Raw genomic sequence first — 12,464 nt, forward strand, 5'->3', positions numbered from 1 at the left:
CCACTCACCATATTCTTATTTGTTGCTGCAAGAGCCGCAACGAGGTTTAATTTGCTTGAAGAAGTCGTTGCCCTTGTCATCTACAAGAATAAATGCGGGGAAGTCTTCTACTTCGATCTTCCAGATAGCCTCCATACCCAATTCCGGATATTCCACACATTCGATGCTCTTGATATTGTTCTGGGCGAGGATAGCAGCCGGGCCACCGATTGAACCGAGGTAGAAGCCGCCATGTTTCTGGCAAGCATCAGTCACCTGCTGGCTACGGTTACCTTTTGCCAACATCACCATACTGCCTCCATGTTCCTGGAACAGGTTCACATAAGAGTCCATACGTCCGGCAGTAGTCGGTCCCATAGAACCGCAAGCCATACCGGCAGGAGTTTTGGCCGGACCGGCGTAGTAAATCGGATGATCTTTGATGTACTGAGGCAGATCTTCACCACGATCCAGACGTTCTTTCAGTTTGGCATGAGCGATGTCGCGACCTACGATAATCGTACCGTTCAGTGACAGGCGTGTAGCCACCGGATATTTAGTCAGCTCCTTCAAGATATCTGCCATCGGCTGGTTCAAGTTGATCTTTACAACATCACCTTCGCCTGCGTTACGCAATTCTGCCGGAATCAGGCTACCCGGATTAGAATCGAGTTTCTCGATCCAGATACCGTCTTTATTGATCTTACATTTGATGTTACGGTCGGCAGAACAAGACACTCCCAAGCCCACCGGACAAGACGCACCGTGACGGGGCAGACGGATGATGCGTACATCGTGTGCCAGATACTTACCGCCGAACTGCGCACCCAAACCTATCTTTTGAGCTTCTGCAAGTACTTCTTTTTCCAGTTCTACATCGCGGAATGCACGACCATATTCGTTACCGGTAGTAGGCAACTCGTCATAATAGTGAGTAGAAGCCAGCTTCACGGTCAACAGGTTCTTCTCTGCCGAAGTACCTCCGATTACGAATGCAATATGATAAGGAGGACAAGCCGCCGTACCCAGTGTCTTCATCTTTTCAACCAGGAACGGAACCAGAGTACCCGGATTCAAGATCGCTTTTGTCTCCTGATACAGATATGTTTTGTTGGCAGAACCACCACCTTTGGTCACACACAGGAATTTGTACTCCATGCCTTCTGTAGCCTCGATATCGATCTGGGCAGGCAAGTTACACTTCGTGTTCACTTCGTCATACATATTGAGCGGAGCGTTCTGTGAGTAACGCAGGTTTTCTTCCGTATAGGTTTTGTAAACACCCAGTGAAAGAGCTTCTTCATCGCAATAGCCGGTCCAGACCTGCTGTCCTTTTTCACCATGAATGATGGCCGTACCGGTATCCTGACAGAAAGGAAGCACGCCTTTGGCAGCCACTTCAGCGTTGCGCAGGAAAGTCAATGCCACGTACTTGTCGTTATCACTTGCTTCCGGATCGCTCAGAATCTTTGCCACCTGCTCGTTGTGTGAGCGGCGAAGCATGAAAGATACGTCACGGAAAGCGGTATTGGCCATAGCTGTCAGACCTTCTTTCTGTACCTTCAGCACAGGTGTTCCTTCGAACTCGCTTACTGACACATAGTCTTTGGTAAGCAGATAATACTCGGTTTTATCTTCCCCATGTTCGAACATAGGTTGATACTTAAACGGAGGTGTTGCCATATCTCTTTATTTTATTACGTAATGTTAGTTAGTGAGGCAAAGGTAAGAATAGTTTTCCAAAGTATGAATAAAGTGGTGAATTTTGTCAAGAGCGGATTTACTTATTATTAACGTTCGGAGAGCGTTTCTACGAAGAAGAAGAGACCGCTCCGGAAGAAAGGCTCATTTCTGTGGAATGCAACCGTCTGTCCGGGCAAATGCAACCGTCTGTTTGGGCCGAAGCAAGGCTCTTCACATCACGGAGCAACGGTCTCGAGGGCATGGAGAGCCGGGGAAAGAGCAGAAAAGCCCCCGGCTCCGGGACACCGGGAGATAAGGGTACAAAAAAAGAGGAAGCTTTGCGGGCTTCCTCTTCTACTGCATTCTAATTTGAATATAAGTAATGAATCTGTTGACAAAGATACAACATCGGACAGGCAAAGTCAAGCATTCCGGGAATTATTTTAATCGTTTTCGCGATACAGGGAATAGGCAGCCTGCAATATCTTATTCTTCAAAAGCGGTGAATAATCCGGATGACCGTCCAGGAAACGCACCACTTCTTCATAAGCCGGGCGGCTGAGATGATTGCCCAACAAGGCCGAGGCCCAGTTTTTCGGAAAGAAAATATCTCCTGTGCGTTGTACTTCCTCCAGCACCTCGAGTCCCGGACGGATGTATTTCACCGATTGCTCCTCGCGCAACGGATGGTTCAGATAACGTATCACGGCAGCCGTCCAAGGCTCTATCCGCCGGTTTTCCGCTACAAGCAGGCTGTTGAACAAAGTATCGAGCCGTGCGGTATCGGATACGACCGCCCGTGAAATAAAATCGAACTGGCGCAGACGGTCCGGATCATCAATCCGTGCCCGTTGTGTACGTAATATCTGTTCACTTTCGGCAGGCAGGCGGATGGCAAGTTCGTAAGCCAAAGTCGTGTAATCCTGTTGGTTCAACCGTTTGTCCGATTGCTCCTGCCACAAGGCATACAGTTCCTTCACCATAGGTTGGGAAGTCGCATTCTGCATAAAATAACGCAGCAACTGCACCCGGCACGAAGGCAACGGATGATTCCGGCTGATGGCATAGACCCGCGCCTCAACCTCTGCTATCTGTGCCGGAGCTACCCGCCGCATGGCACCTGCCAAATAACCACTCACTGTAGACGCCACCAGAGCGTTCTTTTCTGCAGGAAGCCCTGCCAACAGGCTGTTTGTCCAGTCGTCCGCCGAAATATGTTTAGCCAGGTAATTCTCATAAAGTGTCATCAAGAGTGATTGGCGTGCCGTATCGTCTTTTACCTCCCACCAATGTGCCAACAGCCACTTCAAAGCAGATTCGTCGGGAACGAACAAGCCATAACCTCTGCCATCGGTATTGGGCAACACCAACGAAGGTACAAAAGGAAGCTGTATCCGAACCAAAGTATCTGTCATATTCACCCGCAACACCGAATCGCGCTCTCCGCAAAGAGTGACGGCAAAACGCTGCGGCCAAAGCAAACCACGGTTATAAGGATCACTCTGACGGACCTCCAATTCTTGTCCATCGATCCGGAAGTTCAGCGTAGGCATTCCTTTCCGGTTCACCCACACATCACTGAAAGTTGCCAAATCTTCGGACGCCTTGCCGTCTAAAATGCGAATCAGATCGTCCCAAGTGGCATTAGCGTACGAATAGGTTTTCAGATACTCCCGTATACCACTCCGGAAGTTGGCTTCACCCATCCTGTCAACCAGTTTCTCCATCATCACGGGAGCCTTGTTATAGATGATCTGCCCATAGATCAGCCCGGCATTACGCAGATTATCGAGTGGCTGCCGGATGGCATTTGTCCCCAAAGTACGGTCCTCGGTAAGAGAAGCGGCATTAAAAGTCTTGAGCTTATTCAGGGTATGATTGATCTCCGGAAACAAGGGTTCGACAATCCGGGCAGCAAAATAATTGGCAAAAACTTCCTTGGTCCATACATCGTCAAACCAATCCATCGTTACAAGATCGCCAAACCACATGTGAGAGGTCTCGTGCGCAATCAATTCCGCCCGGTTCAACTCCTCGTCCGGAGTGGGATGTTCGCTCAGGAAAATCCCGTTATCATTATATAAGGTAGCTCCTGTATGTTCCATTCCGCCAAACTGAAAACCGGGAAGAACGATGAAATCATATTTGGCAAACGGATATGCGATCCCTGTATACTCTTCAAGCCAGTGAAGTGATGCCATGACTTGTCTGAAAACAATATCCAACTGTGCTATTTTCTTAGGGTCGGTCTCACGATAATAGGCAGCGATAGTACGCCCGTCCTGAGTATACTCCTGTCGCTCCAATTTTCCGGCCACAAACGAAAAGAGATAAGTACTGAGTGGTTCGGTCGGTGCAAAACAAACGGTTTTACGGTCACCGGCTACTGTTTCACTCCGGACGTATGTGTTGGAAACAGCTTTCCAGTCGGCCGGAACCTCAAGCTTTAAAGTAAACTCGGCTTTTAGGTTGGGCTGCTCAAAGCAAGGAAAGACGGTACGGGCACGGTCGGGAACGAGCAACGTATAGAGGTATTCATCGTTCCTGTTCAGCGACTGATTGCCGGCAATGAAACGAATCTGTATGTCATTCGCCCCTTTCGCTGTCAGCGAAGCAGGCAGAATAATGTGTTCGTTCTCAAAGCGCACATCACTTACCGGTTTTCCATTGGCAATGACTTCTTTAATTTTTCCACGCTCCTCACGAAAATCAATCAGGACTTCCTGAGCGGCAGCAAGGTCGAAGCGCAAGGTGATATCACCGTCAATAGGTGTCTCCTTCTGCCGTGGAATGCTGAAACTGAGTTCATACTTCAAATTCTTAATCTCGGCTTTACGATGATCGGCAAGCTCTTTAGAAACGCCGGCATCATAAAAACGAGGGTTCTTCTCTGCTGTCCGGCAACATCCGGTCAGCAGGAAGAACCCGATCATTCCAAATAAAATGTGTATTTTCATAGCAAATATATTGTAGCTCGTAATTCCGTCACGCCAGTTGCCCGATACGGTTAATCAGCTCCTCACCCAGAGCAGTCTTATCATCAATGTGTTGCAGCACGGCAGTGACAAACGGATTACTCTCAAAATCGCCACGTACCTGACCGAAATCCAGCTTCATTTCATCGCGTGAGCCGTCGGCACCAAAGCCCGTCATAGACGAAAGTGAGAATTCCTTGCGTGCGTCATCATACACCATGCGGTCCAGTCCGACCACTGCTTCACGCCAGGCACGGACGATAGCGATAACATCTTTTGCTGTAATGGTTTCGGGGTTCAGACCATAAAATTCCTGTATCTTATGGTAAGCCCACGTCCATTCGTAAGTATAATAGTTATCGTGCATCTCGGCAAAACGGGCATTCATACTCTTCAAACGATCGATCTCACCACTTTCGATACCGGTAATCAGTTTTTCCACTTCACTTTTCGGAGCAATCAAACCGGCAATATCCACCCACTCGCCTACTCCGATTTCGGTATCCGGTTTCAGACGCCGGCGTATCTCTTCATTATCTCTGAAGTTAATCCCCTCAAGACGCTTAATGATGGAATTACCAAGAAACTTATGGATAGCTATTTCGTAATAGCGTATGCCGCTATTCAGCGAAGAGTTCTTGATTTTTGCACTTTGGTAAGAATAGATCTCCGATGTCTCGCCGGACACCCGCTTCAGCTCTTTCAGTATAGAGCGCCCCTTGAACATCTTCTGGATAGTATATGGACTCAGAAGGTTGTAGTTTATATAGTCCAGGCGGTTCGGGTCCGTACGTTTGTCACGCTTCGGCCACTTCTGGGCATCGCGGATAGTCCCGACACTGCGCAGATTGACTCCCGGCACCAGATAAGTCGTATTCTGCTGCTCGATCAGGTAAGAGAAAGGCAGGTTCGAGGTATCGGCATGATTCACATGACGCCCCATCACCAATGAAAAAGCCCCTACACGCGCCGGCCATAAAATGTATGAATCGGAAGTAGTCTTAGCTCCTCTTTCCAACGTCCCCTGATGAATCGGTCCCAGTTTATACATATGATTACTCTGGTTCGACCCCGAACCGGCATTCATAAACGAAAACATACCGGCTATCAGCAAGGTAGACTTATGATGGGTTACGGTATACGGACCGGCAAAGATGGCACATGCTTCACCGTTCTCTCCCTGGCAATTACTGAAAAACAGGGAATCGGAAGCAGAGTAGTTGTGTCCCAACTGACAGGCTTGCCCAACGAAGCAACGGGTCAGCATAGCTCCATCGTCCACATGAGAACCGGAGGAAATAATAAAGTCATCGCAAATGACACCATGCCCGATATGTACCGGAGCGGCTTCATTGCTGTTAATACTTCCGTTGTAAAGACGGCAGGTTCCGCAAATCCGGCAATGATCGCCAATACGCACATTCTTGATAGAACCGGTATTGAGAATCATCACATGGCTGCCGATGGTCCCCATCGCAGAAGCATGCTTGTTGGAGTAATAGTCAGTGATCGCCTTCATCCGGCTGATCAGTTCCGGACGGTGCCGGTAAAGAGCCAGAATATAAGCTTGATGAGCAGATAGTTTATCATTGATCAACACTTCGCGACCTCCCGTTTCGTTCAGCACAGCGGCCTCTACTCCATTACCGAACTGAGTCAGACCGTCCACCAGAATAATATCTACATTCTCAATGAAAGTGTCGTTTCCTATTTCGTAGTTGGCAATGTAATTCTGGATATTCTCAATGCAACAGTTGTCGCCCACAATTACATTGTGCAAGGTGACATGCCTCAGCCCGGAATGTTTCCTGATTCCTCCCGGCAAGATAAAGTCCGAGTGGAAAACGCCCAGTTTCACCTCTCCCGAGAAACGGGTGTGATGCACAAATTCGGTTGTGAACTCTTCAGCGACCGCAACATGGTTCCAGTCATCAGCCAGACACGACTGGCTCTTCAACTGAAGAATTTCATCTTCAGTCAGTCTACGGTAAGTCTTTCCCATAATCCTCTTATTACAAACTACAAGTTACTCTTCGTCGTCGTAGGTCTGATAGAGAAAGTCGTTATAGGGATACTTCTGCACGTGCAATTCTTTCACTCGCTGATAAACCACACTCTTCAGTTCGTCTATATTGATTTTCTCACGGGCGGAGATGAACAGACAGTTATCTTCCATCTTAGCCATCCATGTTTTCATCAGTTCTTCGAGTGTCAAGTTCTCCTTTGTTTTGGGGGTAAGGTCGTCCGGCGCCTTTTCTACATAGGTATAGGCGTCTATCTTATTAAATATTAAAATCATTGGTTTTCCACCTCCACCGATGTCGGCCAGTGTTTTATTCACCACCTCTATCTGCTCTTCAAATCCGGGATGCGAAATGTCCACAACATGAACCAGCAGATCGGCCTCACGTACTTCATCGAGGGTAGACTTAAAGGAATCCACCAGATCAGTAGGTAACTTACGAATGAACCCGACCGTATCGGAAAGCAAGAAAGGCAAATTATCGATAATCACCTTGCGTACCGTCGTATCGAGTGTGGCAAACAACTTGTTTTCAGCAAAGACTTCACTCTTCGCCAACAGATTCATCATGGTCGATTTGCCCACATTGGTGTAACCTACCAAAGCTACACGGATCATGCGTCCACGGTTCTTACGTTGGGTAGACTTCTGCTTATCTATTTCGGCGAGACGCTCCTTAAGCAGTGACATACGGTTAAGGATGATACGGCGGTCCATTTCCAACTGAGTTTCACCCGGGCCACGAAGACCTACCGAACCTCCTTTACCACTTCCGGAACCACCACCCTGACGCTCAAGGTGAGTCCAGAGACGTTGCAGACGGGGCAACATGTATTTATATTGCGCCAATTCTACCTGAGTCTTGGCATTAGCCGTCTGGGCACGCATGGCAAATATATCAAGAATCAGTGAAGTACGGTCCAGTATCTTCACTTGCAGTTCAGCTTCGATGTTACGTATCTGCTTGGCCGAGAGTTCGTCATCAAAGATGACCATTCCCACTTCCCGGTCCTCTTCAGCCTCTGTTCTTATATATTCTTTAATTTCTTCCAGTTTTCCTTTTCCCACATAAGTCACCGAGTTAGCCGTCGGCAACTTCTGCGTAAACCTTTTCACCACTTCCGCCCCGGCTGTCTCAGCCAGAAATGCCAGCTCGTCGAGATATTCATTGGTCTTGCGTTCATCCTGTGTCTGAGTGATGAGACCTACCAGAACAGCAGTTTCGACTTTGGCTTCGGATATTACAAATTCTTTCATTCTACTTTATACCTTATTATAATATGGCGACAAATATAGCTATTTTCGTAACATACTAAAAGAAAAAATCGCCCAAGTGTTTCTACCTGAGCGATTCTTTATTATTTATTGACTATTTATTTATTAATATCTTTATTCAGCAGCAACTCAACCTGAGGTATCGGCCAAGTATATTTTTCATCGGACGGACCCACATTAATTGTTTCATTCGCACCTACCTTAATGAAACGTTCCCCACGTCTCATAATATCAATACCACGGATACCCTCGCCTATAAACTCAAGGCGTTTCTCGTTGTAAATCGCTTCTTTCAGTGCATCACCCGTCAAGTTATCGATCTTCAACGGATCCGTAGCTGCATCTACCGAACGTCCTCTGACTTGTTTCAACAGGCTTTTGGCAGTAGCTTCACCTCCGGCCTTGTTGGCATAACATTCGGCAAGGTCGAGCAAAGTTTCGGCATAGCGGAAAATGGGCACCCACTGCAATTTAGTTTTTGCATCCGTAAACTTCAACAACAAGTCTTTCTCCCCTTTAAAGGCGATGATACGCTTATCGGTAGCCAACGAATAATCAGGCTTTGACATAATTCCGCTTTTCGTATCAATCAGCATGATCTTACCATCATAATAATATTCTGCCAATGACTGCTGTGTGTTCGGGATGTTCGTATCTGCCATCGGCAAAGAGAAGATACTCTCCTGACTGAAATACGGGGCCTTATAAATCAATGTTACGTCTTCCGGCAAACTATATCCGGTCACTAACTCTCCGGCTGCAATGGCTTTGTCCCATTCGTTCATTGCCATATAAACTCTCATCTTAAGCATGTTGGCAGCGGCCTGAGTAGCATGTGTAACTCCTGCATAGGTATTCACTTCGGTATCCAATGCCGAAATGTTTTCCAGATCAGACAGAATGTGGTCATAAATCTGCTTTACTGTAGAGCGAGGCATATTGTTATTTTCGGTTCCGGCCTCGGCAGTAAGACGCAACGGAACAGATTTTGCATCGGGATTTACAGAATATGGAGTCGGATACAAATTATTCAGATAATAGTATGCCAAAGCTCTGACAAACTTAGCTTCCTGCACATAGCGGTCATAATTTTCACCGGCAACTTCTTTGGCACCTTCAAGAGACTGGAGGAAAGTATTTACTTTATTGATGGCCAGATAAGCGTATGTCCAGGTGTCAGCATTCTCGGCATCCGTAATGCCCACATTCATATTATAGGTATTGAACAAAGTCACCAAGTTGTTGGATATATTGATAACATCATCTCCCCTGTTGTCAAACACCATATAGGACTTACCTCCCATCAAAGACTTAGTCCCTGTGTTCTTGATTGCAGCATACAAGCCGTTCAGAGTAGCCTCTATTCGGGTAGGGCTTGTGAAAATATCGTTCTCGTTTACATATAATGGAGGCTCCTGATCGAGGAAGCTGCTGCTGCAACTACCTAAAAAGAGAGAAGCGCATAATGTCGAAAATATAATTATCTTTTTCATTGTAGTTTCTTTTATCTGTTAATATAAAACCATATTAGAATGTCAGGTTCACACCGATTGTATACGTGCGTGCCTGAGGCAAAGTATTCTTATCTGTACCACCGGCTAAAGTAGCACTTTCTACATTGGTAAGTGTTTCGGGATCCATGCCGCTGTATCCTGTAATCACAAACAGATTCTGAGCCTGAACATAGAGACGGAGCGCAGAGATTCCTACCGCTTTCGACCAGTTCTTTGTATTGAACGTATAACCCAGTGACACATTCTTCAGACGCAAATAATCTCCTCTTTCCACTAAGTCGCTGATAGGCAATGCCGAACCATTAGAATAATTATCACCGTATATCGGCATAGGATACTCTGCATGGGTACGTTCCGGAGTCCAATACTTATTATAAACGTCTTTAGAGTTATTCCAGTAACGCATATCACTCACACTGGCTTTGGTTCCGTTATAAATCTTATTACCTCCCGAGAATTGGAAGAACAAAGAAAGATCGAAACCTTTATATTTAAAGTTATTGGTCCACCCACCGTACCAGGTAGGAAGTGTATTTCCACAATCAACAGGTTCAAATTCACCGGCATATTCTGTTCCGTCTTCATAGAACCACCCCCCTTTTTCAAACATCAGTAAGGTTCTGTCACCTTCCGGAGTGATAAACACTCTACGACCCGATTTGGGATCTACCCCGGCAGTCGGGTACAGATACAGACGTCCGATAGACTTTCCGGGTACTGTGATATTCGTAATTTCCAAACCGCCATTATCTCCTTTAAGAATATTCTCCACGCCATCAGCCAATGAAATAACCTTATTCTTGTTAGTAGTGATGTTAAAGCTCGTTTCCCAAGTAAAATCACTGTTCTTTATCACATCGGCAGAAACGGTCAATTCAATACCGCTGTTCCTCATCTTTCCGGCATTAGTGGTAATTATATTGCCCGGGATACCTTTAGAAGGTGATTGGGGCACATCCAGAATCAAGTCGGAAGACTTCGTATAATAGTAGTCAAAGTCTACATTGATCCTATTCAGCAATCGGGCATTGAAGCCAATGCTATATTTCTCCGAAGACTCCCATTTCAAGTTCGGGTCAGCAATCTGAGCCAAACCATATGTACCATTTATACCATAATTATAACTTGAATAAAATGACTTTGAAGCATAATCGTAAATATCGGTGTTACCAACCACACCATAGCTTCCCTTTATTTTCAAGTCATCAACCACGTTGCGTAAAGGCTGGAAGAAAGCTTCTTCAGAGACACGCCATGCAGCAGAAACTCCTCCGAAGTTACCCCAACGATTCTTCTCACTCAAAGCAGAATAACCATCGCGACGGTAGTTAAGAGACACGATGTATTTAGAAGCGTAATCATAGTTGATACGTCCGAAATAAGAGACCATGGTATTGTTGGACAAGCTACCACCGGCAGTTGCCGAACCAAAAGGTCCCTGAAATACAATGAATTTATCATCCTGTAAATCTTTACGCTGTGCAGTCCAACGAGAGTTATTTCTCTCGGATGCCTCCGTACCGGCTAACAAATTAAAATTATTCTGTCCCAAAGAAAAGCTATAAGTTGCCGTATTTGTCCAGGTCCATCTGTTATTTTTGGTGTTATAAGCATTTGCCAGACCTTTACTGTTCACACCATCTCCATGCAATGGAGACCAGAAACGCTGTTCCTCGATACGGGCATAATCCACACCATATTGGGTTTTCAATGACAATCCCTTAACCGGAGTTGCCTCTGCATAAAATACACCAATGAAACGGGTTACATCAGAACTCAAACCATTGCCTAAAGATAAAATAGCCGCCGGATTAGAAAAAGTACTAAACACAGTATTTCCTCCATAACCCAGACCTTGAGCTAAATAATAAGGAGTACCATCTTCATTGTACATCGGTAAATTAGGGGCATTGATCAATGCCAGACGCGGGAACCCTCCAACGGCAAAGTTAGAACCTCTACGGGCAGCATCTACATAAGAAGTTGTCCCGGTTGTTACGTTGGTGTTCATTCCTACTTTTAACCAGTCAGTAGCCTGTACGTTAATGTTAGCCTTCACCCCTAAACGGTCATACTTGTCGCCTTTTACAATCCCCTCCTGAGTTGTATAGTTACCAGACAAATAATACCGCACTTTATCCGATCCGCCACTTACGGCAACAGAATGACTTTGTGACAATCCGTTCTGGAATGCAGCATCTTTCCAATCTGTATCTACATAGTTGCCATTGGCATCTTTCATCATATTGAATGCTTTGTTACCATAAGGAGAAACATAACCGGCAGTCAGTGACAATTCATCCGTCCCATAACGGTTCTTTACAGCCAAATTCTTAAAGTCCACGTATTCCTGGGCATTCATCATTTCATAAAAATCTGTCGCATTTGAGAAACCCACAAAACCATCATAGCTCACTTTGACTTTACCACTTTGACCTTGTTTAGTAGTAATCAAAATAACCCCATTCGCAGCACGCGAACCATACAATGCAGCCGCAGCCGCATCTTTCAAAACATCCATAGACACAATATCAGCAGGATTAATATCGGCCAATGCATTGGCATTAGCCAAATAAGAAAGGTTACCCGATTCAATGGGCACACCATCGACTACATATAAAGGAGAAGTTCCGGAAGTGATTGAGTTCACACCACGCACTCTCACAATCGGAGCCTGTCCTACACCGGCCGACGGAGTAGTGATACTGACACCCGATGCACGCCCTTGAAGCATCTGATCAAAACTTACGCTCGGTACATCTTTCAAAGCATCTGCCTTTACAGAAGACACAGATGCAGTCACAGTACGTGCACTTTGTGTTCCATAAGCTACTACTACCACTTCATCAAGTGCCTTAGAGTCAGTCTTTAATATCACTTTAATATTAGGTGCAATTGCTACCTCAGCAGTCTGCATACCGATATACGAAATCTGCAAAGTCTTTGCAGAACTGTAGTATATACTAAAATGCTTATAATGTGCGTATTACACAATGATATTGAACTTAGTAAAAA

At 45.9% G+C, this 12,464-nt stretch carries 6 protein-coding genes; all 6 read right to left on the reverse strand.

Annotated elements, in window-relative coordinates; all coding sequences use genetic code 11:
• Nucleotides 1–15: 15 nt before the first annotated feature.
• The 6 genes from KO473_RS12890 to KO473_RS12915 all read right to left on the reverse strand — a co-directional run bounded on the left by KO473_RS12890 (nucleotide 16) and on the right by KO473_RS12915 (nucleotide 12,411).
• Complete coding sequence (locus KO473_RS12890) at nucleotides 16–1,662, reverse strand: fumarate hydratase (RefSeq protein WP_005775362.1); 1,647 nt, start codon at nucleotides 1,660–1,662, stop codon at nucleotides 16–18.
• Nucleotides 1,663–2,105: 443 nt separating this feature from the next.
• Complete coding sequence (locus tag KO473_RS12895; protein WP_122130299.1) at nucleotides 2,106–4,619, reverse strand: M1 family aminopeptidase; 2,514 nt, start codon at nucleotides 4,617–4,619, stop codon at nucleotides 2,106–2,108.
• A 28-nt stretch (nucleotides 4,620–4,647) separates the two neighbouring features.
• Nucleotides 4,648–6,639, reverse strand: coding sequence for a DUF4954 family protein (locus KO473_RS12900; protein ID WP_005810566.1), 1,992 nt, complete (start codon nucleotides 6,637–6,639; stop codon nucleotides 4,648–4,650).
• Nucleotides 6,640–6,663: 24 nt separating this feature from the next.
• Nucleotides 6,664–7,917 carry a GTPase HflX gene (hflX, locus tag KO473_RS12905; RefSeq protein WP_005775357.1) on the reverse strand — a complete coding sequence of 418 codons (1,254 nt, stop codon included), beginning with the start codon at nucleotides 7,915–7,917 and terminating at the stop codon, nucleotides 6,664–6,666.
• Nucleotides 7,918–8,033: 116 nt separating this feature from the next.
• Nucleotides 8,034–9,428 carry a RagB/SusD family nutrient uptake outer membrane protein gene (locus KO473_RS12910; protein ID WP_005823280.1) on the reverse strand — a complete coding sequence of 465 codons (1,395 nt, stop codon included), beginning with the start codon at nucleotides 9,426–9,428 and terminating at the stop codon, nucleotides 8,034–8,036.
• Nucleotides 9,429–9,462: 34 nt separating this feature from the next.
• Nucleotides 9,463–12,411 (reverse strand): TonB-dependent receptor, encoded by a 2,949-nt coding sequence (locus KO473_RS12915; RefSeq protein ID WP_080714595.1) that lies wholly within the window; start codon nucleotides 12,409–12,411, stop codon nucleotides 9,463–9,465.
• Between the last annotated feature and the right edge of the window lie 53 nt (nucleotides 12,412–12,464).

Source organism: Bacteroides sp. HF-4919 (genome assembly GCF_018860125.1).

Bases quoted from the DNA above. Each gene is read 5' to 3' on its own strand.
- KO473_RS12890 (WP_005775362.1), bottom strand. From the start codon at position 1,662: ATGGCAACACCTCCGTTTAAGTATCAACCTATGTTCGAACATGGGGAA.
- KO473_RS12910 (WP_005823280.1), bottom strand. From the start codon at position 9,428: ATGAAAAAGATAATTATATTTTCGACATTATGCGCTTCTCTCTTTTTA.
- hflX (WP_005775357.1), bottom strand. From the start codon at position 7,917: ATGAAAGAATTTGTAATATCCGAAGCCAAAGTCGAAACTGCTGTTCTG.
- KO473_RS12895 (WP_122130299.1), bottom strand. From the start codon at position 4,619: ATGAAAATACACATTTTATTTGGAATGATCGGGTTCTTCCTGCTGACC.
- KO473_RS12900 (WP_005810566.1), bottom strand. From the start codon at position 6,639: ATGGGAAAGACTTACCGTAGACTGACTGAAGATGAAATTCTTCAGTTG.